Origin of the sequence: Treponema lecithinolyticum ATCC 700332 (genome assembly GCA_000468055.1) — a bacterium.
Lineage (GTDB): Bacteria > Spirochaetota > Spirochaetia > Treponematales > Treponemataceae > Treponema_C > Treponema_C lecithinolyticum.
On record KI260561.1, the window covers coordinates 17,644 to 43,583 of the forward strand.

Genomic DNA, 25,940 nt, shown 5'->3' on the forward strand with positions numbered 1-25,940 from the left:
TTACCTTATTTTTTTTAGTTTCCAAATGTCGCGCACGTAATCTTCAATTGTGCGGTCGGAAGAAAATTTGCCGCAGCGGGCTATATTCAACAGCGCCTTTTGTGCCCACAGCCTTTGGTCGGCATAAGCGCGTGCAATCCGCTCTTGCGCTTCGCAATATGAATCGAAGTCGGCAAGCACATAGTATACGTCGGGGCGCTGACCTTCAACTCCGAACACCAGCGAATCGTACAATTCGTTAAACAATTGGCGGCTCGGATCAAAGGTTCCGTCGACAAGCCGCTCAAGCGCTTTTGCCAAAGCGCTTGAGCGTTCTATATACGTTTGCGGATTGTAGAGGTGTTCTTTTTCCATTGTAAGGATTTCGGAGCTTTTTAAGCCGAATATAAAAACGTTTTCTTCGCCGGCTTCTTCAACTATTTCAATATTTGCGCCGTCAAGTGTTCCCAGCGTTAACGCTCCGTTTAACATAAACTTCATGTTCCCCGTGCCTGAAGCTTCTTTCCCGGCGGTGGAAATCTGTTCGGATACGTCTGCAGCGGGAAAGATTTTTTCGGCGGCGGTAACGCGGTAGTTTTCAACAAACACAACACGAATTTTGCCCTTTACAAGCTTGTCGTTGTTTACGCGTTCGGCGACGGCGTTTATCAATTTTATAATGCTTTTTGCACGCCGGTAGCCGGAGGCGGCTTTTGCTCCGAAAATAAAAGTCCGTGCGGGAGGGTCAAAATTCGGATCTTCTAAAATCTTATTATACAAATAAATAATATGTAAAATGTTTAAAAGCTGCCGTTTGTATTCGTGCAGCCTTTTTATTTGCACATCAAAAATCGAAGCAGGGTCTAAAAATTCGTTTTGCGTTTTTTCCAGCCAAATAGCCAGATCTTTTTTGTTTTTTTGTTTAATTTCAATAAGCTTATCCAACACAGCGTTGTCGTTTGCGTATTTTTCCAAGTTTTTCAAAACGGACAAATCGGTTTCCCAACCGCTTCCCGCATATTCGCTTATAAAAGCTGCCAAACGCGGATTTGCATGCAAAAGCCAGCGGCGCTGTGTAACGCCGTTTGTTTTATTGTTGAATTTTTCAGGATATAAATCCGCCCAATCTTTTAATTCTTGCGTGCGTAAAATTTCGGTGTGCAACGCGGCAACTCCGTTTACGCTAAAGCACGCATGAATGGCAAGGTATGCCATATAGATAGTTCCGTTTCGAATAAGACTCATGCGGTTTTGCTTGTCGTAATCGTCGGGAAAATGCTTGCGCAATTCCGCTAAAAACCGGCGGTTTATTTCTTCAACTATTTGATAAATACGCGGAAGCAGCGATTGAAAAATATCTATAGACCATTTTTCCAAAGCTTCGGCAAGGATGGTATGGTTTGTATATGCAAAAGTTTTGCACACGATTGCCCATGCTTCATCCCATCCCAAAAGATGTTCGTCCATTAAAAGGCGCATCAGCTCAGGAATTGCGACTACCGGATGCGTATCGTTAAGCTGAATAACGTAAACGTCGGCAAAATGGCTGAAATCATTACCGTGTTCTCTTTGGTACGAGCGGATAAGGTCTTGTAAACTTGCCGAACAAAAAAAGTATTGTTGTTTTAAACGCAGTGCTTTGCCTGACGGTCCGTTGTCGTTCGGGTACAGTACGCGCGATATGTTTTCTGCCGAATTTTGGCGTTCAACCGCCCGGTTGTAGTGCATGTCGTTAAAAAGCTGTAAGTCAAACCCGTTGGGCGAAGAAGCTTGCCACAAGCGCAGGGTGTTAACCGTGTTGGTGTTGTAGCCGATGATGGGAGTGTCAAAGGGGGTTGCCGTTACCAGTTCCGCATTTTCTACGGAAAAATAATCGCGTCCGTCGGCGCCGTGTTTTACTGTTACGTTTCCACCGAAACGCACTTCAACCGCTAAATCGCTGCGTTTGATTTCCCACGGGTCGCGGTGTTTTAGCCAATTGTCGGGGTATTCCACTTGAAAACCGTTTTCGATATGCTGTTCAAACATTCCGTATTCGTAACGGATGCCGTACCCGCATGCAGGGTAGTTGAGCGTTGCAAGCGAATCCAAAAAACACGCGGCAAGGCGTCCCAACCCCCCGTTACCTAAAGCGGCGTCCGGTTCTTCATCTTCTATGGAATTGTAATCAAAACCCATTTCTTCAAGTACTTGTACGACGTGCGGTTTTATAAGGGTGTTTATAATATTGTTGCCCAGCGCGCGTCCCATAAGGAATTCGGCTGAAAAATAGCATACTTGGCGCATGTGTTCTTTTTCGTACAGCTGTCTGGTTTTCATCCAGTTTTCCATAACCGATTCCAATACGGCGGCGGCAAGCGCATCGTACAAATCGTGTTTGTTTGCTTGACTGATATTTTTACCGTACTGTCTTTTTAAGCGGTTTGTTATTGCGGATTTAAATGCTTGCGGATCAAAATGCATATAGTCCAAAACCTCGTATTTGTTTATCCTAAACGCTTCAAAAAAAAACGTCAAGTAAGCAAGCAACAGGTAAGCGGACAAACCGTGAGCAAGCGGTAAGCACAGGTCAAGCAGACGGACCAATCATAGGCAAACGGACAAACCGCAAACAATCGCTCGAGGTGCTAAACTGAAGCTGTCTTTATTTTGCTTGCAGTATAATCATTGAGCGTGCTGACGTGCGGTATACACCGGAACAGGGCTGAAGTGTTTCGTTTTCGTTTGCAAAGTCCTCGGGAAAGGGGAGGGCGGTATCGGCAAGGCGGTACCAGTTTTTTTCTTTGGACGGCGGCGGAAGCCGGGCTTCAATGCCGGTATCGGATGCATTACACATCAGATAAAAAATGCCGTCTATACGGCAGGCAATAAAGTGATTTTGTTTTGCCCAATCGGGTGTGTGAGCGTGTTCATCAAACCAGTTTATGTCGGATATATCATTTGCCGAAAGGTTAACTCCGGAAAAAAAATCGCTTCGGCGGAATTCGCTGTGGCGCAAACGGAATGCTACGGCTTTTTTGGTGAATTCGAAAATTTCTTTGTGTGTTGTTTTAAGATGCCAGTCGATCCACGAAATTTCGTTGTCTTGGCAATATGCGTTGTTGTTGCCGTTTTGAGTTCTGCGAAACTCATCTCCTGCAAGCAGCAGGGGAGTTCCCTGCGACACAAGCAAAGTTAAAAGCATGTTTTTTATGTGACGAGCCCTTAAGCGTTCCGTTTGACTGTCGGCAGGTCCTTCGGTTCCGTAATTACAGCTAAAATTGGCGTCGCTTCCGTCTGCATTGCCTTCGCCGTTGGTTTCGTTGTGTTTGCGTTCGTAGCTTACCTCGTCATTTAAGGTGAAACCGTCGTGACTTGTTATATAGTTTACCGAATGGTAGGGTTTTCGCCCGCTTGCTGCGTACAAATCGGAACTGCCGGCAAGGCGCGTTGCAAAAGCGTTTGCAGTAAAATCATCTGCTTTCCAAAAACGGCGCACATCGTTACGGAAACGGTCGTTCCACTCCGCCCAGCGCCTGCCATAGACGGAAAAACTTCCCACTTGATAGGCGCCTGCACAATCCCACGCTTCTGCAATAATCTTTGTGTTGCGTAAAAGCGCATCTTCTGCTATCCATGCGGGTAAAACGGCGCTTTCGCTGATCTGCCCGTTTTGATCGCGCGTTAAAACGGAAGCTAAATCAAAGCGGAAGCCGTCCACGTGCATTTCGCTTACCCAGTAATGAAGGCAGTCTAAAATAAAGGAAAAAACAATCGGGTGATTGCAGTTAAGCGTGTTGCCGCAGCCTGAAAAATTTGCATACGTACTTTTGTCTTTTCCGTTTGCAAGGTAGTATACCGAATTTTCAAAACCGCGGAAATTCAGCGTGGTGCCGTTTTCGTTTCCTTCGGCGCTATGGTTAAAAACAACATCCAAAATAACTTCCAAACCGTTTTTATGCATTTCCCGTACCATTTTTTTAAATTCAGTAACGCATGCGCCGGGCTTTTTATCGTAAGCATAAGAAGCTTTCGGTGCAAAAAAAGCTAAAGTGCTGTACCCCCAAAAGTTTTTTAAAGTTTCGTTTGTTTTAGGATTACGGTTTTTATTTTCGTTTTCATCGAATTCCTGAAGCGGCAAAAACTCTACGGCAGTTATGCCCAATTCTTTTAAATATGGAATTTTTTCGATAAATGCACGGTAAGTTCCGCCGAAAGCCGTATTTGCACTGTTGTGCCGGGTAAAGCCTTTTAAATGCGTTTCATATATAACTGTGTTTTGAATCGGTCGGTTAAGAGGGCGGTCGCCCTGCCAATCAAAATCATCATCGTCTACGACAACGCATTTAGGCTGCTGCCCTAAAAACACCGAAGCGTTTGTCAGCGCTTTTGCGTACGGGTCAAGCAAACGACGGTTTTTATCAAAACGCTGTCCTTTGTCCGTTTTAAACGGTCCGTCGGCGCGGTATGTGTACAAAGCACCCTTTCCGATTCCTTCAATAAATACATGCCACAAATCTCCGCTTCGGTTGCGCTCACTGTCCAAACAAACGCTAAAGCAAGGCGTTTCGTCGGTTTCGTTTTCAAAAAGTTCAAGCGTTATCGAATAAGCGCTGTGCGAAAACACGCAAAAATTAACACCGTTGTTCCTTATGCTCGCTCCAAGCGGAAAAGCTTTGCCGTCCTGTACCGTATATTTGTGCATAGGCATAACTATAACACAGCGCATTTTCCGGTACAAGGGTAAAATCATACAGCTTGCAAAAGACAGGATATGTGATACAATAAAACTATGGCAGCTTATATTTTAGCTTTCGATCAGGGTACAACCAGTTCCCGCACGATTTTATACGATTCGCATGCCCGAGCGCTTATCAGTTTTAGCAAAGAATTTACGCAATATTATCCCAAACCCGGCTGGGTTGAACACGATGCCGAAGAAATATTCCGTTGTCAGCTGGAAGTTACGCAAACGGTTTTGCAGCGTGCTCAAAAAGAGCTTGGCATACAGCCGTCGGACATTGCAGCGGCAGGTATTACCAACCAAAGAGAAAGCGTAGTATTATGGAAAAAAGACAGCGGAAAACCGGTATACCGGGCTATCGTGTGGCAGTGCCGCAGAACCGCACCTTTGTGCGAAAGGCTGTACGCTCAAGGCTTAAACGATATTATCCGCGAAAAGACAGGCTTATTGCTTGATGCATATTTTTCCGCAACAAAAATAAAGTGGATTTTAGACAATGTTCCCGGAGTGCGCGAGCGCGCGCAAAAAGGTGAAATTCTTGCAGGTACTATTGATTCGTGGCTTATTTGGAAATTCAGCGGCGGAAAGTGTCACGTAACGGATGTTACAAACGCAAGCCGTACTATGCTGTACAATATTTATGCCGGTTTGTGGGATCCCGATCTTTTAAAACTGATGGACATTCCTTTGTGTATGATGCCGCAAGTGCGCAATTCAAGCGAAGTATATTGTGTGTCCGATGCATCCGTGTGCGGTTTTTCCGTACCCATTGCCGCGGCCGTAGGTGATCAGCAAGCCGCACTGTTCGGGCAAGGCTGTTTTCATGAAGGAGACGTTAAAAACACATACGGTACCGGCTGTTTTATGCTTATGAATACCGGCAGTATTCCCGTTGTTTCAAAAAACCGCTTGCTGACGACGATTGCGCTCGGTATAAACGATGAGGTACAGTACGCCTTGGAAGGCAGTATTTTTATGGGCGGAGCGACCATAAAATGGCTGCGCGATGAATTGGAGCTTATTTCTTCGGCTCCCGAAGTTGACCGGCTGGCAGAATCGGTTGAAGATACAAATGGTGTATACCTTGTGCCCGCTTTTACGGGGCTGGGGACGCCGTATTGGGATATGTATGCGCGAGGTACTATTACCGGTCTTACACGCGGAACAAAAAAAGCCCATATTTGCCGCGCCGTTTTGGAAGCGATTTGCTACCAAGTAAAAGATGTTATAGATTGTATGAGCGAGGATGCAGGACAGCCGGTTACTTTGCTTAAAGTGGACGGCGGCGCCAGCGTAAGCAATATTATGCTTCAATTCCAAGCGGACATAATGAATACGAGCGTGTGCCGTCCGCAAAACGTGGAAACGACGGCTTTGGGCGCCGCTTTTTTAGCAGGGCTTGCAGTCGGTTTTTGGAAAGATAAAGACGAAATACTTGAGCATTGGAAATGCGACAAACAATTCGAAGCGCACATGGACGAGGCGAAACGGACATCGTTATACAAAGGCTGGAAACGTGCCGTAGAGCGCGCAAAAGGGTGGATAGAAAAAGATTAAAAAGCTTAAACGGCAAACGGTTACACGCGGGCTTTGCGCAAACGGGTTTGTTCAATATCGGTGCTGAACAATTCGCGTAAATCGTTTAATCCGAGCGCCATAAGCGCCATCCGGTCTATTCCGATTCCCCATGCAAGAACGGGAACGTCAACGCCCATAGCTTTGGTTACTTCGGGGCGGAAAATACCCGACCCGCCCAATTCAAACCAACCCAAAACGGGGTGTTTTATGTGTACTTCTATTGACGGTTCGGTAAACGGAAAGTAACCGGGAACGTATTTTACGTCTGTTGCGCCGGCAATTTCGACTGCAAACATTTCTAAAAAACCCAAAAGTGTTTTTAAGTTTACTTCACTGCCCAGTACAATGCCTTCGGTTTGATAAAAATCCGACAAGTGTGTTGCATCGACTTTATCGTATCGGAAACAGCGGGCTATGCCGAAGTATTTTCCCGGTATTTTAGCTTTTGCGAGCTGATGTGCAGACAAAACGGTTCCCTGACTGCGCAAAATAAGACGGCGGGTAAAATCGCGGTCAAACGTATAGTTCCACCCGCGGCTTCCGGTGTTTCCGCCGTTTTCATGCGCAGACGCTACATTCGACAAAAACGGTTCGTCTATTTTTTTTGCATATTGCGGATTTTTTATATAGTACACGTCGTGGATATCGCGAGCAGCATGGAACTGCGGCATAAACAGCGCATCGCTGTTCCAAAATTCGGTTTCTACAAGAGGTCCGTCGAATTCTTCAAAGCCGAGCGAGCTTAATTTGTCTTTTACGCTTTCCAAAAACGAAACATACGCGTTTTCTCTGCCGGGTATAATGCGTGCAGGCGGGATGGCGATATTGTACGAGCGAAACGTTCCCGTTTTCCATTCGCCGGAAGCAAGCATTTTTGGCGTTAAAACACCGATTTCGTTTCCGGTAATGCCTGCTTTTTCTAAAGCAGTGCGTACTTGCTGCGCATCGGAAGTCAGCTCATACACAACATTTTCTCTTTCCGCTGCACGAAACGGTGCATCGGATGCGCCTCGTTTTTTTGCCATACCGGCTATAGCGGCGGCTTCTTTTTCCGATAAGTTTGCTTGATCCAAAAAAAGTACCGAGCCTTCGGCTGCGCTGCCGGCATCTGCGGTTCCGGCGCCAGCAGCCGCGGCGGAGAAAAAAGAAGCGGCTTTTTTTATTAAAGCGCTTACCAAAGTTACTTCTTCGGGCAGTTCTTTTCCCGTCCAAACGGCATTTTTATCGGCATCCATAGCCAAAACGCCCGCTTTAGAAAGCGCTCCGAACGCGCTGCCGACGTCTTTATTTTCAAGTTTTAAAGCCGCCGCTATAGCCGGCAGCGAATGTGCGCCTTTTTCCCGCACAAAATTAAAAATACGTTCGGCAGGCTGTCCGTTTTTTGCAAAAGAAAAACCAAGCTCTGTTAATTCATAATAGGTATGCATTTCTTTGCGGCGCACTTGTACTAAGTTTTTTCCGGCAAGCCAAGAAAATGCTTGATTTGCATGACCTTCTTTGTAGTGTAAATCCGCTTGCAGCCGGGCGGAAGTCAATTCTTCCCCGGTTTTGTAAGTTAACAAAACTTTAACTTCAAGCGGATGCAGGTTTTTTATAAGAGCTTGTATGTCCATTCAGGTATCAATATGCGGTTACTTGTTTTTCCAAAAAGCGGATACGTGACGTATAGTACACCTTTTTTTTGGCGCCGTCGTATTTTGTAGAATCTGCTCCGCGGTATACGTAGTGGTAGTATTTACGCACGTCGTTTTCTTTTGTTTCTTCAACAAATTTTTGAGCGCGGTCGCGGATAGCAATCATCGCATCGGCTTGATTAAACATACTTTGATTGATGGTAAACGTAAAAAACGCTTCGCCGGTTGCCGGAAGATACTCAATGGTAATAGTATAGGGTAAACCGTTTTCCGTTTTGCCTTCTTCTTCAATTTTGTTTACGTTTAATCCTTCCGGTATTTGCGCACAAAGGATACCGGCAATACAGATAAAAAATGCTAAAATAAATAATGTCTTTTTCATACAATTCCCCCTTAGGAATTCCGGCACGGTACGCAGTTTACAAAAATGCAAGTGCACCATGCGTCATATTGTGTGCTGCGCTTAAAAGCGCGTGTATTCCACTATTTTACTCACAAACAGAAAAAAATCAAGATCGGCGCAGTATTTTCCGCTGTCTACGTAATAACGCGGCAAATCGGTTGCTAAAACGGTTCCGCGTATTTCTTTAGGCTTGTTTTTTATCAATTTGCGCGCATAGTTTCGAATCGCATCTTTTAAAGCGAGGCGGCACGCTTCTTGAATTCCTGCAGAACCGTTCATTATGGAAGAATAGCCCTTGCCGCCGATTTGCGGATATAGAGCTGATTGCCAAAACTGCCGGCGATAGATCATTGCCTCTGTAAGAGGAAATTCCGCCCAGCATTCAAAGCGGTTGTGTTCGATGTCGACCCGTACGTCTTTATATACTAAGCGGTTTTCGTAACCCGTAAACGCAATTGCCGGTTCAATGGAAAAATATTCGTCTACGCCGCGCAATTTGTCCGATGGGGTGTAAGTAAAATTCCAGCCGAATACAAGCGCTTGAACCATAAACGGGGCAAGCGTTTTAATGCTTTGAACGGCATTTTTGTATTCAGCGGAGTTTTGCTTTTGCGCTGCCGTTAATGCGGGCACATCGTCTATGGCAAACCACAAAGGAAAGCGTAACAATTCCGAAGATACCGTGTTTTGGGCATATACACACGTGCAAAAAGCGCATAGCATGCACAAGGGTAAAAGCTTACATAAGCGCAAATTCGCTAAACGCAGCATAGTGCTATCACGATTCCTGTCTGCGCCGCTCAAGAGAACCGATAACGGCATAGTTTTTCATAATCGACAAAAAAAGCGCCCATTTCGGCAAAGATTGTTCAACCAAATCCGCGCGGCTTCTGTTGCGAGACGAAGTAAACAGCAATTTAATATTAGACATAACCGTCGGAGTTGAATTGTGAGAATCTTCAAAAAGCATTACAAGCATGCGGTACAAATCGTACAAATACGATACTTGCGTTTGTACCACTTCTTTTGCATCCGCATTTGCCGTTGCAACCATCGTTGCAAGCTGGCGGGAAAATACGGGGTCTTTATGCCCGTCTTTAACGTGGCTTAAAATCAAAGCGATATCGTTTTTGCTTCCGCGGTTAAAACTTTGTTCAAAATTATTGATAATGCGCGATGCGTCTATGCACGCATATACGGCGGAAGCAAATTCAGTTTTTTGTTCAGGGTTGGTAAAAAAGCCTTCAAGGATAATATCGTTTAAAAATCCGGTTGTTTGTTCTTCAAAAAAGCGATTTAAAAACGTTTTTATAATTTGAACGGGCGTTATCCATAAAAAAGACTCTGCCGATTCGTCTTTTAAAATTTTATTTGTGTCCGCATTATATGCTTGTAATTCCAAAAGCGGCAGGGAATCGAACAGATTTTTTGTTTCGATTTCCAACTGTCTGTCTTGCAGCTCAACCTTTATGCGCTCGGCTTCCGAAGCAAAACGGCTTTTGGTACGTGCGGCAAAATCCGCAAGCGGCGAGCTTTTTGCCTTTGCCGTTTCGGGAGTAAACGAAGCGTCGTTTTTTCCCACTAAAATACAGTTTTTTAGTACTGCCGGTGTCAGCACTTTTGTTAACACGGTCGCAATTTTTTTTATGTGTTTTATTATTTCTTCTTCGGGTATTGCCGCCGAAGCGGAGCCGGAATGCACCGCGCATGCAAGAAGTGCACGGGCTAAAGAAGCGTTGATTTCGAGGGCGGAACAAATATAGTACAAATCGAGTAAGCTTTCCGTTGCATCTCCAATCGGAACGGAAATAAAAGTATTTTGAGGGTCTACGGGGTCAAAATCGGGGTTAAATAAGTTTAAAAGCGAAATATAATTAAACGCACACAAATCGTACAGCAAGCTTAAATTTTTTAATGTTTGTTCTATTTGAATAAACGTATTTGAACGGGTTTTGGCTAAAAGATCTTCGAGCGAGTGATTTTGAGACTCTATTTCGCGCTGAATATTTGAACTTGCTTCCATTTTGCGCTTGCGTTCTTCAAACGATAGCGAAAGCCACTTTTCTTTATCGGCTTGCGAATAGCCGGTGTGAATAAGCATGTCGAATAAGCGCTCTTTTATGTGTACGTTGCCGCCCGGTCCCATAAAAGAAAGCAGTTTAAACAGCACGGAAGTATGCGTGTACAGCAGAAAAATCAATTCGCCGAATGCAGGCAGCAATGTTCCGTTTTTATATATGGAAGGCTGCACTTGTTTTAATTCCGCTTCGCATTTTTTGCACTCGGTTCGCAGCTGTGTGCCGCCGGAAGCTTTTGAGAAAAACAAATTTTTAAAAAAATTAATAATCCGCTGCAGGATAGACATAGGCTCATTGTAAACGGATTATGAAGATTTGACAATAAGCGATTTTTAAAGCGCGTAAAGCGGATTTTAGAGTTTTCCGATAAGCGGCTGAGCAAGGTTTTTGTAATCGCTTACCGTTTGGGCGGCTACCACGGCTTTTCTCAGCGCGGCGCTTCCTTCAAAGCCTTTAATATACGCGCAAAAACGTTTGCGCATTTCCCGGCATGCGGTGTATTCGCCCTTGTCTGCGCATAAAAGTTCTAATTCAAGCAAGCCGGTTTTTAAGCGTTCCGCGCAAGATATGTTTTGGTACGAACCGGTTTGTAAAAAACTGCGCGTTTGGGCGAATACAAAGGGGTTTCCCATAGCGCCGCGCGCAAACATCACCGCATCGCAACGGGTTTGCTCAAAAATAAGGCGCGCATCTTCGGGCGAAAATACATCGCCTGAAGCGAACACGGGAATACGTCCATTTAAAACCTGCACTGCACAAGCGATTATGCTTTTATCGGATTTTCCTTCGTAACCTTGCGCCCGTGTTCGCGCATGTATCGTTACGGCACCTGCCCCCGCGTCGGCGGCAGCTAAAGCGGCTTCTTTCCATGTTAAGTGTTCGCTGTCCCATCCTGAGCGTATTTTTACCGTTACGGGAATCGGCACTGCTTTAGCTGCCGCCTGAACCGCTTTGTATAATTTATCCGGATAGCGGGTTAAAAAAGAACCGGCGCCGCTTTTTATGATTTTAGGCACGGGGCAGCCGGCATTTATGTCGATAAGTTCCGGATGTGCCGTTTCGTATACGATGCGGGCGGCTTCGGCTAGCACGGCAGGATCTCCGCCGAAAATCTGCACTGCATAGCTTTTTTCTTCCGGGGCGCGCAGCATAAATGCCGACGTTTTTTCACTTCCGCGCACCAAAGCTTCGGCAGACACCATTTCCGTGTAAGCAAAATCGGCACCCCATTTTCTGCATATACTGCGGAATGCGCGGTCGGAATACCCGGCTACGGGCGCAAGAAACAAATTGCCGCCCAGCTGCAGCGAGCCGATGTTTACGCTGTGATACAAATTCTGCATGAAAGAAAAAAACTATTCGCTTAAACGGAAAAGCGAGCAGCTGTTTTTCCACAGCTGTGCGGCTAATTTTTCCATATCCATTTCAAGCATTTCCGCTAAAAAACGCACGGTAGACGGCGTATATGCCGGCATATTCCGTTTACCCCGATATTCAGCGGGTACCATAAACGGACTTTCAGATTCGATCAATATGCGCTCAAGCGGTACGTTTAACACGGTTTCATGCAAATTGCGCGCGTTGCGGTAGGTAAGGTTTCCGGCGAACGAAAAATATAAATTCAAATCGAGCGCTTTTTTTGCGTATGCGGCATCTTCGGAATAGCAGTGCAGCACGCCGCCTGCAGACGGAATACGTTCGGATAAAATATCGAGAACGTCTTTTCCCGCATCGCGGTTGTGTATGATAACGGGCACATTCGCTTTTTCGGCAATTTCAAGCTGCGTAATAAACAATTCTATTTGAGAACGCTTATCGCCGAATTTGCGAAAATAATCCAAACCCGTCTCTCCGAGCGCAACTACGTTGGGAAGTTTTAATCCGTCTTCTACGGTTTTTACCCAATCGCGCCCCGGATTGTTTACTTCCGAAGGAGCCACTCCTACGGCGTGGTACACTCCCTGTACGGATTTTAAATTGGCATACACGTGAGAAAAATCGTGCAAACTGTTGCAAATGCTTATGATACGCGTAACTTGAGCTTGCTTTGCTTCTTGAATGACGCGCAGCTGTTCAATGGGATCTTCATAAATAAGCCCGATGTGGGCATGAGTATCAAAAAATTGCATGGCTTTTCTTCCAAAAAAGATAATACGGAACCAACCGAGTTCCGCCGAATTGCAGATATCAAGAATTCATGCATTTCTACCGATAAGGATAGCACAGGAATCAGGTATCGTCAATAAATCTTTTTAAATATTTTGTTTTTATTTGACACAGCCTGTTTTTTGTGGTATAATAATAGAAGTCTTTAAAGTGGAGAAGCGTGTGGCTCGAATCCGGACATATAAAAGATTGGAAAAAAGCCTTGTTCACAACACGGCGGTCTTTATCGGAACAGTGTTCCAAAAGATCGCTTCTTTTTGGGTAGGGGTTTTTAAATTTTGCGATCGTAAAATAACTGTTATGATCGTTCCCCATTCACAAAGCAAGGTTATCAATTTCCGCACAAACCTTTTTTCTCTCGCCTCGGGCGCTTTGCTTGTGTTCGGTATTGTTGTTTCTTTTTTCTATTTTAACGGACGTTCCATTAACGCAAGCGCCGAAATAAGTCGCTTAAAAGAAGAAAACCGTAAAACGCTTGCCAGTTTGGACGAATTGCGCGACGAAAACAACAGCCTTTTACAAACGGCGGAGCAGTTTCAAAATACGCTCAGTCAAGCGCTTGCTCTTATTGGTATAAGCCAGCCCTCGGCGGTAAAAAATTCGGGACAAAACAGCGATTTGGCGTCGCTTTTTAATATGCAGGAAATTGCGCGCGGGTCGGTTAAAGAAAGCGGCGATATACGCAAGCTTACCTCTTACCTTGAAAGTGCGGTACAGCCGATAGAACAAATAGGAAAAATGCTTCAAATTCAAGGAGCTATGTTTTCCGATACGCCGAATATATGGCCTATTAAAGGCGGTATGGGACATTTTTCTATGCCGTTTGGGCAAGCGTTGCACCCGATTACCGGGCAATGGTACATTCACAAAGGTTTGGATATTTCCACATACCGTGCAGGAGATCCGGTTATTTCTACGGCAAACGGTCAAGTGGTAACGGTTACTTACGACGCTTCTTTCGGCAATTATATTATCATTCAGCATAAATACGGATACTACACTCGTTATGCACACTTACAGTCTACCCGTGTAAAAACCGGTCAATTTGTCTCTCAGGGCGAAGTTATCGGTACAATCGGGAACTCAGGTGTTTCTACCGGTCCGCATCTTCACTACGAAGTGCACATCGGTTCGGACGTTGTAGATCCTGCAAAATACGTTAATATTAAGCTAAAAAGCTGAAGCGCTGTTTAGGGAGCAAACAGATGGCTTCGCATTACGACGATATTTCAATAAATACGCTGATCGGCGCAGGTTCTTTTATAAAAGGCGATGTACATATCGACGGGTTTATCCGTTTTGACGGCGATATTGACGGAAATATCGAAACGACGGGGCGTATTATTATCGGCGAAAAAGCCCGCGTAAGAGGCAATATAACCGCTTCGGCAGCCGTTATAAACGGTATTGTGCAAGGCGATCTTATTGCACCGGAAGGCGTGCGACTTTTTTCCACCGCTGCGGTGCGCGGCGATATCGTTACTAAAAAATTATTTGTGGAAGAAAACGTATTTATGCAGGGGCAATGCATCGTTTTGGATAACGAAGTTGATTTTTCCGGCGCAAAAAATTTATGGCGGGATAAAAAAGCTATCAGACAAAAAACGTTTGCGGATGACGGGAGCGACCTGTAATGGCAGCAGTGGATCCGCTCAATATAGCGCCTTTTTTTTCAGCCGCGGACATCCTTACACCTAAAAAAGATGAAAAAAAATCGGCAAAACGTACACACGAACACATGTTTACCGAACAGTTAAAAAAAGCGTCGCAAAGCGAAAACGATGCTGCAGCGGTAAACGGCTTTAATTTTGACGGGCTTGCCGAAGAAATCGACGGAAAGTCGTTTGACGATGCGCTTCGCAGTTTGGTAGACGCAGTGTACACAGCAGGGGATGCGCTTAAAAAGAATCCGTATACAGAGGATTTTTTAACGTATAAAACGGCGTTGTCGCATTTTATACGCTTTGTGGTGCAAAATTCTTACGATATAGAACTGCACGAGCGGCGCAAAGGGAAAAAAAAGCAAATTGTAATGAATGTGCAAGTAATAAATAAAAAACTGGACGATTTGGCGGCTGATATTTTATACAATCAAGCTGATCAATTAAAAATTCTTGCCAAAATAGATGAAATTAACGGCATTGTGGTAAACCTATTGTCCTAAAACGGGGGAATAATGAGCGACGTATTTGAAAGCGATATAGATACATTAAACGGCGACGATATTTTATCGCTGGAAGACAATATCGATACTGTGCAAACGGCGGATACATCGGGTTATGTTTTTCCGCAGCCTTTGTACCGGCTTTTACTGGATTATTCAAAAGAAAGTTTGTATGCAACCGCCCCCGACGGAATTGTTCCTGCAGCCGGCGATTCGGTAATTGTACCGACACGGTACGGCAAAGATTTGGCTTTGGTACTGGGAACGGCAAAAAAACCTTTAGGCATAAAACCGCAAGATGTAGTGCTTATCGAGCGCAAAGCGGGAAAAGACGATTTACAAAAGGCGCAAGAATTAAGACAAAAAGAAACCGAAGCGCTGCGCATTTTTAAAGAAAAAACAAGCGCACATAAATTGGATATGAAAGCCATTGGAGTACATTTTCTTTCCGAAGAGCAAAAAGTGCTGTTTTTTTTCAGCGCCGATTCCAGAGTGGATTTCCGCGAATTGGTAAAAGATTTAGTTTCGGTATTTAAAATCCGCATAGAATTGCGGCAAATCGGCGTGCGCGACGAATCGCGCTTAACCGGCGGTTTGGGCGTGTGCGGCAGACCTTATTGCTGTCATGCAGTGTCGGACAAGCTGCGTCCCGTGTCTATCCGCATGGCAAAGGATCAAAACCTGTCACTTAATTCAATGAAAATATCGGGACAGTGCGGAAGGCTTTTGTGCTGCCTTGCCTATGAATACGATTGGTATGCCGAAGCGCGCAAAAGTATGCCGTTTGAAGGTTTGCATATTTTTTATGATAATACGAATTTCCGCATAAGCGAAGCAAACCCCATTACCAAAATGATTAAAATGGCAGGCGAAGACGGCCGTGTTTTGGAAGTAGCGGCAAGCCGCTTTAAGCATATAGACGGGCGCTGGCGTTTAACCGACTAGAGACAATGTGCCGGTGACGGTTATGCTGCGCTCGCGCCGGCGGTTACGCTTACGCTTAGTGCTTAAAAGCGCCGGCTTTTATACACGCTTAGTTTATATGTTTATACGTAGTAATCGGAATCTTTTCCCGTTTCGTTTTTATAAGCTTGCAAATACGCGCTTTGCTGTGCATCGTGCTGTTCTTTTAACATATCCATAATTTTTTGCACAACGGCAGGTTTTTTGTCTTCCATGCTATCGGGCAAAGAAGACATAATATCGTCGCGGAATTTTTTGCATTCGATTACCGGAGAGGCGCTCATAATAACCGTATCTTGGCATACCAAATCGGCAAGCATATCTTCCGGTGCTTCAGTATTTATGCGCAAACAGCTTCCGTTTATCGAAACCAAAATCATAACGTCGAACAAACGCAAATAAGAATCGATTTCGCGCAAGCCTTGCCGCGTTTCGCTGTGCCCCGGACGGTAGCGCGTGCCGCTGGGAAACACCAGTACGGCTTTGCCTTCTTTTTTGCATTTGTCCAGCGCACGCATAGAAGCCATATTGATGGCACGGCTTTTTGCCGTTTCTTTTTCCAATTCTTCAGGGTCTGTTATTGCCGACAAAGAACGGCTCGGATATACGACAATCCGGGTAAAGGCTTCCGCCCACGCTTTTACCATGGGGTTTGCTTCGTTCAGTTTCATTCCGGCAATCGCTACAATTTTTTCGGATAATTTAGGTCCGAAAGCTTTACCGCAATGTTCCAGTAAATAACACAGTGCCGGTAAGTCCATATTGCTAAAGTGTTCCACCAAAAGCAGCGCCCGTTTTCCTTCACAAACGGCGTTATAAAATGCTTCAAAGTTGTCAAGGTTTTTAAGTGTTGAACCGGGAAGCAAATTATCAGCAAGCATACTGTTGATAAAAGCGCGCGTTTGTTTGTTTGCTTCTTGATACACGTTTGTGTTATCGATTTTATCGGCGGTTTTTGCAAATTTTTTCAAATCTTCAAACATGTGCGCATAACGCACCCGCAGCTGTGTGTGTTCTCTAATTTCAGTCATACCTTTCTCCGTCTTCTATATAACACCTTGAGCAATCATCGCTTCGGCAACTTTTAAAAATCCGGCTATATTGGCGCCGGCAACATAATTGCCTTTTATACCGAAGCGCTCAGCGGCTTCATAGGCATTGTCGTGAATGTCTTTCATAATGGTTTTTAATTTAGCGTCGACTTCTTCCCTTGTCCACGAATACCGCATGGAATTTTGGCTCATTTCAAGTCCCGATACGGCAACCCCGCCGGCGTTTGACGCTTTGCCCGGGGCAAACAGCACCCCTGCTTTTTGAAACGTTTGCACCGCTTCGGGAGTACAGGGCATATTGGCACCTTCGGCAACCAGTTTTACGCCGTTTTGTATCAACGTTTGAGCGTTTGTTTCGTCCATTTCGTTTTGCGTTGCACAGGGAAACGCGCAGTCAACAGGCACCGTCCATGGCCGCGCGTTTTGCGTAAATTCGGCGTTCGGGTATTTTTTTACGTATTCGCTTATTCTTCCCCGTTCGACGTTTTTTAACTGTTTTATATATGAAAGTTTTGTTTCGTCGATACCGTCTTTATCGTATATAAACCCCGAAGAATCGGACAGTGTAAGAACTCGTGCGCCGCAAGCAATCAGTTTTTCGGCGGCAAATTGCGCAACGTTTCCGCTGCCGGATACGGCGCAGGTTTTTCCTTTAAGGTTTTGAGCCTGTACGGCAAGCATGTTTTCGGCAAAGTATACCAAGCCGTAACCGGTTGCTTCGGGGCGGATTAGCGAGCCGCCGTAAGTGCGTCCTTTACCGGTTAAAACGCCTGAAAATTCGTTTCGCAATCTTTTAAACTGTCCGAACAAATATCCTATTTCGCGTGCACCTACGCCGATATCGCCTGCCGGAACGTCCGTATCGGCGCCGATGTGGCGCTGCAATTCGCTCATAAACGCTTGGCAAAAGCGCATAACTTCGCCGTCGCTTTTTCCGTGCGGGTCAAAATCAGAACCGCCCTTTGCACCGCCCATCGGCAGCGTAGTTAAACTGTTTTTAAACACTTGTTCAAAGCCTAAAAACTTTAAAATACTCAGATTAACCGACGGGTGAAAGCGCAAGCCGCCTTTGAACGGTCCTATGGCACCATTAAATTGAACTCGGTAGCCGCGGTTTACTTGAATTTTTCCCTTGTCGTCCGTCCAGCATACGCGGAACATAATAATCCGTTCGGGTTCCACACAGCGCTCTAAAACGGCATGTGCTTCCAACTGCGGCATTTTTTCAACAACGCATTCGAGCGTTTCCAAAACTTCTTTTACCGCTTGCAAAAACTCCGGCTGATCCGGGTTTTGTTTTTGTACGCGTTTCCACACATTTTGCACGTATTCGGTTTTCACAAACATCCTCTTGTTTTATACGCAATTACCGCGTTTGTTTCGGCATGTATTGTAACATGAGCGGGTAAAAATACGCAAGGCAAAATTTTATTTTGTTTTGCACATTATAGCAAGGCTTTTAACAGGATGTTTGTTGAAAATTTAAATCGATGTTTTTTTATTAAAACACTTGAAACTTTTTTTCTTTTTATATAAAATAATATCAATAAACAATTATCGGTTTGTGTTCAAGCCGACAACAGGAGTGCTTATGATTGTTAAAACGACCGAAGACTTAAACGTTTTGGTTGACCGCGTTGAAGCGGCGCAAAAAAAGTTTGCCGAATTCAAACAGGATATGGTAGACTTAATTTTCCGCCATGCGGCGCAAGCTGCAAACGAAAACCGCATAGCTTTAGCGCGAATGGCTGCCGAAGAAAGCGGTATGGGAATTTTCGAAGACAAGGTTATTAAAAACCATTTTGCCGCCGAATACATTTTTAACAAATATGCAGCTGCCCGTACATGCGGCGTTGTAGAACACGACCCTGAAGCCGGTGTGGTAAAAATTGCCGAACCTTTAGGCGTTATTGCCGGTATTGTACCGACAACGAACCCCACTTCTACGGCAATTTTTAAAAGCTTAATTGCCCTTAAAACACGAAACGGCATTATTTTTTCTCCGCACCCGCGCTCAAAAAACAGTACGATTGCCGCCGCAAAAATCATCCGCGATATAGCCATATCGATCGGAGCGCCGCAAGATATTATCGGCTGGATAGACGAACCGAGTGTAGAGCTTTCCGCAGCTTTAATGCGCCATCCCAAAATAGCCCTTATTTTAGCAACCGGCGGACCGGGCATGGTGCACGCCGCTTATTCTTCGGGTACACCGGCAATCGGTGTCGGTTCGGGAAACACACCCGCTGTTATCGACGAAAGCGCGGATATAAAAATGGCGGTTAGTTCCATTTTGCTCAGTAAAACCTTTGACAACGGAATGATTTGTGCAAGCGAACAATCGGTTATCGTCGTCGATTCGGTATACAAAGCGGTAAAAGCGGAATTTTTAAAACGCGGAGCATACTTTTTAACACCGCAGGAAAAAATCAAAGTGGGTAAAACCATTATCAAAGACGGAAAACTGAATCCGGCAATCGTCGGGCAATCGGCACACCGTATTGCCGATATGGCGCACATAAAAGTTCCCGAAGACACAAAAGTGCTTATCGGCGAAAGCGATAAGCTCGAGCGGGAAGAACCTTTTGCCCACGAAAAATTGTCGCCGGTTTTAGGTATGTTTAAAGCAAAAAACTTTGAAAGTGCGTGCGAAAAAGCGCAAAAACAAATTGCGATGGAAGGTATGGGACATACGGCGGTTTTATACACCGACCCGCAAAATCACGATAGAATAAGTTTTTACGGCAATAAAATGACAACCGGTCGTATTTTGGTAAATATGCCGTCTTCGCAGGGAGCTATCGGAGATATTTACAATTTCCGGCTGGAACCGTCTTTAACGCTCGGCTGCGGAAGCTGGGGCGGAAATGCCATAAGCGAAAACGTGGGAGTAAAACATCTTATGAACATAAAAACCGTTGCGGAACGCCGCGAAAACATGCTGTGGTTTCAAGTACCGCGCAAAATTTATTTTAAGCAAAACGCGGTAAGCGAAGGATTGCGCGATTTAAGCGATAAAAAAAGAGCTTTTATCGTTACCGATAAATACTTACACGAAAGCGGTATGGTAAATCAGCTTACAAAAACCTTGGACGGCATGCACATCGAACACGAAATCTTTTCAGATGTTAAACCCGATCCGGATTTAACAACCATTTACAAAGGCGTGGATTTGATGAATTCGTTTAAGCCGGACATGATAATCGCGTTCGGCGGGGGAAGCCCGATGGACGCTGCCAAAATAATGCGTATGCTGTACGAACAGCCTATGGTTAAATTCGGCGAACTTGCCATGCGCTTTATGGATATCCGCAAACGCGTTTTTAAATTTCCCAAACTGGGAACCAAAGCCGTGCTGGTTGCAATTCCTACGACAAGCGGTACGGGTTCGGAAGTAACTCCGTTTGCAATCGTTACCGACGATAAAACGGGTATAAAGTATCCGATTGCCGATTATGAGCTGACACCTGATATGGCGATTATAGATCCGGATTTTATTATGGGCTTACCGAAAACACTTACGGCGTATTCGGGCATCGATGCTATCGTGCATAACCTTGAAGCTTTTGTGTCCGTGCTTGCTACCGATTTTACTAACGGTCTTGCGCTTGAATCGCTGCGTTTGCTGTTTAAGTATTTACCGGCAGCTTATACGGAGGGTGCAAAAAATCCGAAAGCGCGCGAAAAAGTGCACTATGCAGCAACTTTGGCGGGTATGGCTTTTGCAAACGCTTTTCTCGGTGTTTGCCATTCTATGGCGCACAAAATCGGTGCGCAGCACCACACCGCACACGGTTTGGCAAACGCTTTGCTTATCAACGAAGTTATCCGCTACAACGCAACCGAAGCACCGCGCAAACAAGCAACCTTTCCGCAGTACAAGTATCCGGTTGCGCTGGAACGCTACGCTAAAGTTGCCGACCATTTGGGCTTCGGCGGTAGAACCAACGAAGAAAAAATGGAGCATCTTATTGCAAAAATTGAAGAGGTAAAACAAATATGCGAAATACCGGCAGACTTCCGCGCGACCGGCATTCCCGAAAAAGAATTTTTGCAAACCCTTGACGATATGAGCGAAAAAGCCTTTGACGATCAGTGTACAACTGCAAATCCGCGCTATCCTTTGGTGCGCGAAATACGAGAGCTATACTTAAAGTGTTACTACGGAAAGGATTATCGTCCGACAAGCCCTGAATTGGCAAAGTCCATAGGGGTAAAAATACAAAATAAAAACACAAAATAAAAAACGTGCGCTGCCGCTGTGTTGCGGCTGCGCACGCCGCCGTCCACTGTGCTGCCGCCGCGCAACCATTTGACAGCTGTGCCGATGCCTGTTATATTTTACTGATGAAAATACTTCAGGGTATTGCAGCTTCAAACGGTTTGGCACGGGGCAGCGCTTTTGTTTTATCTGCACGCAAACGGCGGCAAAATGCCGATAAAATCGCTGTAGCGCCGGAACAAATCGAAGAAGACTGGCAGCGTTTTGAAAACGCCCGAAAGCAAACCGCAGATTATTTTACATCTCTTATCGATACATCGAATAAACGTCAAGCCGAAATTTTTCAAACATATATTTTAATGCTTTCCGACCCTGATTTTTTATTGCAAATAAAAACGGAACATCAAAAACAATGCGTATGCATAGAATGGGTTGTTCAAAAAAAAGTCGAAGAAGCCTGTCAAATGCTGCGCTCGGCAAACGACCCCTATCTTACCGAACGTGCCGAAGATATTAGTGATGTATACGGCAAGGTTTTAGATATGCTTGCCGGAAGCAGCTGTGAGCACACCGATGAAGTTCCTAAAAACGCAGTGCTGGCGGCAATATCATTGAGTCCTGCAGACGCGGTATGGTTGTCCAAACATAATGTATCCGCCGTTTTACTGCAAGAAGGCAGTAAAAACAGCCATTTGGCAATTTTAGCGCGCTCGTACGGCATACCGCTGATATTCGGTATTTCCGGCATAGAAGATTATATACATAGCGGAGACAGCGTTATAGCCGACGGCGAAACCGGATATGTGTTTGTGCAGCCCGACAAAAAAACGAGCGACGAATACCGCAAAAAAGAAGCGGAATACGAAACACACAAAAAACGCTTGGCGCTGTTTGCCGGTAAGCGGGCGCAAACAAAAGACGGTTTTGAAATAAACTTGTATGCAAACATAGGTTCGGTTGAAGAAGCCCGCATCGCCTTAAAAGAAGGTGCTGACGGCATAGGTTTGTTCCGCACCGAATTTTTATTTATGAATTCGGAAAATACCGGACATGCACAAAGCGCCGAATATACACAAACTGCAGCCGATGAAGAAGCGCAGTTTAATACATATAAAGAAGTTTTAAACATTATGGGAAAACGGCCGGTAGTTATACGCACGCTCGACGCCGGAGCGGATAAAATCGTCAATATACCGGAACTGAAAGAAGAAGCCGAAAAAAATCCTTTATTGGGTAACAGGGCTATCCGGTTGAGCCTCTCGCATCCGGACATATTTAAAACCCAGCTTCGCGCATTGCTGAGAGCCGGCGTGTACGGCAATCTTAAAATTATGCTTCCGCTTATAACCGATATTGGCGAAATCGTTCAAAGCAAGGAGTTAATCGAACAGGCAAAAAAAGAATTAAAAGAACAGGGTATTGTCTTTAACGAAAACATTCCCGTCGGTATTATGGTAGAAACACCGGCTGCCGCCCTTACGGCGGAACGGATGGCAAAACACGCCGCGTTTTTTTCTATAGGTTCAAACGATTTAACGCAATATACTTTGTGTATAGATAGAGAAAGTACAAGCAGTGCAAAGCTGTTCGAGGAATTGCACCCTGCCGTAACCGGTTTAATACGCAAAACGGTTGAAGCCGCCCGTACGCACAACATCCCCGTGTCCGTGTGCGGCGAAATGGCAGGAAAACCTTCTTCTATGCTGTTTTTGCTTGCACTGGGAGTAACGTCGTTTAGTACGGCGGCCCGCAATTTATGCGTTCTAAAAGAAACGCTCGCACGTTTTACTTTGGAACAAATCCGTTCGCTGCAAACGCCCGAAGATTACGGCAGCGCTGCACAATTAAAAAAGCGGCTCGAAAATTTTTTACGTTAAGCGGTTAAGCTGACGGAGAAATTAGTTATGGAAACAACAACAAATACGGCAGAATTCACATATCGCAACGTACCGCTGATAGTTATTGCAGGAAGACCGAATGTGGGAAAGTCGACACTGTTTAACCGCTTGTTGCACAAACGGCGGGTTATAACCGATCCTACCCCCGGCGTTACCCGCGATCCGGTAGAAGAAACCGCATACATTCAAGAAAAACCGGTGCGCATTATGGACACCGGCGGCTTTAAGTTAACCAGAACGGTTAATACGAGCGAAGCGTTTTTGGACGATTTGGTTGTGCAAAAAACGCTTGATGCGTTAAAAAAAGCCGACTTAATACTGCTGCTTTTGGATGCTTCTCTTATTACACCTGAAGACGAAGAGTTTATCGCTTTAATCCGACCGTATTGGGATCGTGTTATAGCGGCAGTAAATAAAACCGAAGGCGGACGCTTTGAACAAGAAGCGTGGAATTTGCAGCGCTTCGGTTTTAAGCACATGCTTTGCATTTCCGCCGAACACGGCGACCGCATTCCCGAATTGCTCGACTTGCTTGTGTCGCATTTGGATTTTTCAAAAATCGAAAAAGAAGAAGAAAAACAATACATAAAAATTGCGGTTATGGGTAAGCCGAATACCGGAAAATCGACTTTATGCAACCGCCTTACCGGAAGCGATGCTTCCATTGTCAGCGATTATGCGGGAACCACACGCGACGTAGTTGAAGGTAAATTCTCCTTTAAAGGCAAAAACTTTGTGGTATTGGATACCGCAGGAATCCGGCGTAAAGCAAAGGTAAAAGAAAATGTTGAATACTATTCGGTAAACCGCGCCATTAAAACGCTCGACAAAGCCGATGTAATGTTGTACCTTATGGACGCTGCGGAAGGTTTAACCGAACAGGATAAAAAAGTGATTGCCCTTGCTCATGAACGCGGACGTGCCATTGTCTTTGTCTTAAATAAATGGGATATGCAAGTACAGGATAAAAAAACGGTGAGGGAAGCCGAAAACAATATACGGATTATGTTTGCTCACATGGCGTATGCACCGATTGTAGAAATTTCGGCAAAAGAAGGAACGGGCATAAAAGATTTGTTGAACACCGTGCTGCAGCTGTACAAACAGCTGAACCGCAAAATAGATACCGGACCTTTAAATACTGCCCTTTCTCAGTGGGTTGCATCCTATCCGCCGCCGGCATCAAAAAGTTCACACTTCAGTATACGCTATGCCGTTCAAACGAGTACCAACCCCGTTTCGTTTTTGCTGTTTGTAACCAAGCCCGAGTCGGTGCCGAGCGCGTACGAAGCTTATTTAAAAAATAAAATACGAAGCGATTTGGGGTTTTCACACATTCCGGTAACGATGGAATTAAAAGCGAGCCGGCGCAAATGGGAGCAAAGAGACAGGGGATGACAGGTTTTTCTATCGGAGAAGTCGAACAGATTACCTCGGTAAAAGCCCATGTATTGCGCTATTGGGAAGAAATCATACCCTCGCTTGCGCCCCATAAAGATATGGGCGGAAGACGTTTGTATTCCAAACGCGATGTACAAACCGTACTGCGCTTAAAATATCTTATTCAAGAAAAAAAATACACAATCGAAGGAGCGCGAAAGCGCTTGATCGAAGAGCAAGCCGCTGCAGGAGAGGCAGGCTCCCAAACAAACGGAGAGCAGGATTTTATTCCGCAGCTCAACCAAATCCGTTCGGAACTGTTGGATTTATACCGCACGGTACACAAAGCGCACAGAGAAGCAAACGAATGAACGTATTTGCTCCGCTTCCCCAAGACGCACGGCGCATTTTAGAAGAATTCGGCAGCATAGTGCAAACAATACAGCCGCTTTCGGCAAAGCAGCTTGAACTTTTGCCGCGCAGCATACGGGAGTTGTCGCATTTACTTACCGACGAGCGTTCCCGCCGCAAGGGCTCTTATATGAACAGCGCCCCGCTTTTGTCCGCATACATCCGCTATTTTATGTGGTGGAATTTGTACCGTTTGGTTTCGTTGTTTACTGCAACGGAGCAAACAGCTTTTGGTTTTTTGTATGACGGTTCCGTTTGCCTCGACATAGGTTCGGGGCCGCTTACCGTTCCCTTAGCGCTGTTCCTTGCCCGAAAAGAGCTGCGCGGCAAAAAACTGATATGGTACTGCATGGATAGCGGTTCAAGCGCACTCGCTTTGGGAGAGCGTTTGTTTTATGCATGCTGCGAGCGCTTAAACGCCGGTACAAGTGCTCCGTGCCCGTGGCGTATTGTGCGCGTAAAAGGACAAGCGGGAACCGCTATAAAAAGCAAAGCAGATTTAATAACTTGCGCAAACGTATTTAATGAAGCGTATTGGAGTTCAAAAATGCCGTTAAAAGCGGAAGCGCAAAAAGATGTGCGTCTTTTGCTTTCTTACGCCGGATTGTCCGATACGGACAGCGGTACATACGCTAACGGTAAAGATAATCGTACTGCGCAGGGTAAAAGATGCTGCGCCGTATTTGTCGCCGAGCCGGGTATTCCGCGTTCAGCCCGCTTTGTCGGTTTGCTGCGCGATGAACTGATACGAAAAAAAATGCATATCGTATCTCCGTGCACACACGAAAACGAATGCCCGATGAACAAACCGTCGTGCAGCAAATGGTGCCACTTTGTGCTAAATACGAAAACGGCACCGCAAGCGCTGCAGCGCTTGTCCGACAAAGCGCTCTTGCCCAAAGACCGTGCTTCGCTAAGCTTTGTGTTTGCTTCAAGTGTAACGCCGGCACCGTGTACCGCAGCTGATTCGGTGGTGCAGCGTGCCGAAACAGACGGCGTACGCAGACGTGCGGCGCACACGGCATCAGCTGCGCCGGCTCTTATGCGTGTGTGTTCCGATACTATAGCGCTTCCGGAAAAAAAAGCCGGCTGTTATGCTTGCGCGCCGTGGGGGCTTACCTTGCTGGCACAAAAAGATTTGAGTGAAACTTCAAACAAAAATATCCGCTCGCTAAAATCGGGAGACAGCGTGCCGGTAAAAGTATGTGTGCAGGATGTAAAAAACATGGCAAAAGATCGCAAAAGCGGCGCAAAGATTTACCTTGTATAAATTAAGAAAATCAATTTTT

Annotated in this window: 20 protein-coding genes; 10 read left to right on the forward strand and 10 right to left on the reverse strand. The window is 45.4% G+C overall.

Annotated elements, in window-relative coordinates; translation table 11 throughout:
• Both HMPREF9193_RS02865 and glgX read right to left on the reverse strand, forming a co-directional pair.
• Complete coding sequence (locus tag HMPREF9193_RS02865; protein ID WP_040847505.1) at positions 1-2,442, reverse strand: glycogen/starch/alpha-glucan phosphorylase; 2,442 nt, start codon at positions 2,440-2,442, stop codon at positions 1-3.
• 181 nt (positions 2,443-2,623) lie between these two features.
• Positions 2,624-4,663: a glycogen debranching protein GlgX gene (gene glgX / locus HMPREF9193_RS02870; protein ID WP_051305994.1), complete on the reverse strand. Its 2,040-nt coding sequence runs from the start codon at positions 4,661-4,663 to the stop codon at positions 2,624-2,626.
• 87 nt (positions 4,664-4,750) lie between these two features.
• Here glgX and glpK point away from each other — a divergent pair, with 87 nt between their 5' ends.
• Complete coding sequence (glpK, locus tag HMPREF9193_RS02875; RefSeq protein ID WP_021686561.1) at positions 4,751-6,259, forward strand: glycerol kinase GlpK; 1,509 nt, start codon at positions 4,751-4,753, stop codon at positions 6,257-6,259.
• Positions 6,260-6,279: 20 nt separating this feature from the next.
• On the opposite strand, the gene pheS is transcribed toward glpK, so the two are convergent.
• The 6 genes from pheS to HMPREF9193_RS02905 form a co-directional block, all read right to left on the reverse strand.
• On the reverse strand, positions 6,280-7,893 hold the full coding sequence (pheS, locus tag HMPREF9193_RS02880; RefSeq protein ID WP_021686562.1) for a phenylalanine--tRNA ligase subunit alpha: 1,614 nt from the start codon (positions 7,891-7,893) through the stop codon (positions 6,280-6,282).
• A 7-nt stretch (positions 7,894-7,900) separates the two neighbouring features.
• Entirely contained in the window at positions 7,901-8,296 is a 396-nt protein-coding gene (locus HMPREF9193_RS02885; RefSeq protein ID WP_021686563.1) for a hypothetical protein, read from the reverse strand.
• Positions 8,297-8,377: 81 nt separating this feature from the next.
• Positions 8,378-9,088: a hypothetical protein gene (locus HMPREF9193_RS02890; RefSeq protein WP_051305984.1), complete on the reverse strand. Its 711-nt coding sequence runs from the start codon at positions 9,086-9,088 to the stop codon at positions 8,378-8,380.
• A gap of 7 nt (positions 9,089-9,095) precedes the next feature.
• Complete coding sequence (locus HMPREF9193_RS02895; RefSeq protein WP_021686565.1) at positions 9,096-10,682, reverse strand: DUF5312 family protein; 1,587 nt, start codon at positions 10,680-10,682, stop codon at positions 9,096-9,098.
• A gap of 66 nt (positions 10,683-10,748) precedes the next feature.
• Positions 10,749-11,738, reverse strand: coding sequence for a tRNA dihydrouridine synthase DusB (dusB, locus tag HMPREF9193_RS02900; protein ID WP_021686566.1), 990 nt, complete (start codon positions 11,736-11,738; stop codon positions 10,749-10,751).
• Between the two features lie 12 nt (positions 11,739-11,750).
• Positions 11,751-12,524, reverse strand: a complete 774-nt coding sequence (locus tag HMPREF9193_RS02905; RefSeq protein WP_021686567.1) for a TatD family hydrolase — start codon at positions 12,522-12,524, stop codon at positions 11,751-11,753.
• A gap of 199 nt (positions 12,525-12,723) precedes the next feature.
• Between HMPREF9193_RS02905 and HMPREF9193_RS02910 the strand changes: the two genes are divergently transcribed.
• From HMPREF9193_RS02910 to HMPREF9193_RS02925, 4 genes are read left to right on the forward strand one after another with little or no spacing between them, the layout of a single operon-like run.
• Positions 12,724-13,743, forward strand: coding sequence for a M23 family metallopeptidase (locus tag HMPREF9193_RS02910; protein WP_040847421.1), 1,020 nt, complete (start codon positions 12,724-12,726; stop codon positions 13,741-13,743).
• Between the two features lie 23 nt (positions 13,744-13,766).
• Positions 13,767-14,195 carry a bactofilin family protein gene (locus HMPREF9193_RS02915; RefSeq protein WP_021686569.1) on the forward strand — a complete coding sequence of 143 codons (429 nt, stop codon included), beginning with the start codon at positions 13,767-13,769 and terminating at the stop codon, positions 14,193-14,195.
• Positions 14,195-14,725, forward strand: a complete 531-nt coding sequence (locus HMPREF9193_RS02920) for a YaaR family protein (protein WP_021686570.1) — start codon at positions 14,195-14,197, stop codon at positions 14,723-14,725. Before HMPREF9193_RS02915 ends, HMPREF9193_RS02920 begins: the two co-directional genes overlap by 1 nt.
• A gap of 12 nt (positions 14,726-14,737) precedes the next feature.
• Positions 14,738-15,670, forward strand: coding sequence for a PSP1 domain-containing protein (locus tag HMPREF9193_RS02925; protein ID WP_021686571.1), 933 nt, complete (start codon positions 14,738-14,740; stop codon positions 15,668-15,670).
• A 101-nt stretch (positions 15,671-15,771) separates the two neighbouring features.
• Here the strand turns inward: HMPREF9193_RS02925 and HMPREF9193_RS02930 are convergent, their stop codons facing one another.
• Positions 15,772-16,719: a 1-acyl-sn-glycerol-3-phosphate acyltransferase gene (locus tag HMPREF9193_RS02930; protein ID WP_021686572.1), complete on the reverse strand. Its 948-nt coding sequence runs from the start codon at positions 16,717-16,719 to the stop codon at positions 15,772-15,774.
• A 15-nt stretch (positions 16,720-16,734) separates the two neighbouring features.
• Positions 16,735-18,081, reverse strand: a complete 1,347-nt coding sequence (gene gdhA / locus HMPREF9193_RS02935; RefSeq protein WP_084604359.1) for an NADP-specific glutamate dehydrogenase — start codon at positions 18,079-18,081, stop codon at positions 16,735-16,737.
• A 250-nt stretch (positions 18,082-18,331) separates the two neighbouring features.
• Between gdhA and adhE the strand changes: the two genes are divergently transcribed.
• The 5 genes from adhE (at position 18,332) to HMPREF9193_RS02960 (ending at position 25,921) form a co-directional block, all read left to right on the forward strand.
• Entirely contained in the window at positions 18,332-20,983 is a 2,652-nt protein-coding gene (adhE, locus tag HMPREF9193_RS02940; RefSeq protein ID WP_021686574.1) for a bifunctional acetaldehyde-CoA/alcohol dehydrogenase, read from the forward strand.
• A 104-nt stretch (positions 20,984-21,087) separates the two neighbouring features.
• The gene (ptsP, locus tag HMPREF9193_RS02945) at positions 21,088-22,839 is read left to right on the forward strand and encodes a phosphoenolpyruvate--protein phosphotransferase (protein WP_021686575.1); all 1,752 of its coding nucleotides are present in this window, start codon (positions 21,088-21,090) and stop codon (positions 22,837-22,839) included.
• A gap of 27 nt (positions 22,840-22,866) precedes the next feature.
• Complete coding sequence (der, locus tag HMPREF9193_RS02950) at positions 22,867-24,258, forward strand: ribosome biogenesis GTPase Der (protein WP_021686576.1); 1,392 nt, start codon at positions 22,867-22,869, stop codon at positions 24,256-24,258.
• Positions 24,234-24,611, forward strand: a complete 378-nt coding sequence (locus HMPREF9193_RS02955; protein WP_245565488.1) for a MerR family transcriptional regulator — start codon at positions 24,234-24,236, stop codon at positions 24,609-24,611. Before der ends, HMPREF9193_RS02955 begins: the two co-directional genes overlap by 25 nt.
• Positions 24,608-25,921: a small ribosomal subunit Rsm22 family protein gene (locus HMPREF9193_RS02960; protein ID WP_021686578.1), complete on the forward strand. Its 1,314-nt coding sequence runs from the start codon at positions 24,608-24,610 to the stop codon at positions 25,919-25,921. Before HMPREF9193_RS02955 ends, HMPREF9193_RS02960 begins: the two co-directional genes overlap by 4 nt.
• Positions 25,922-25,940: the final 19 nt, after the last annotated feature.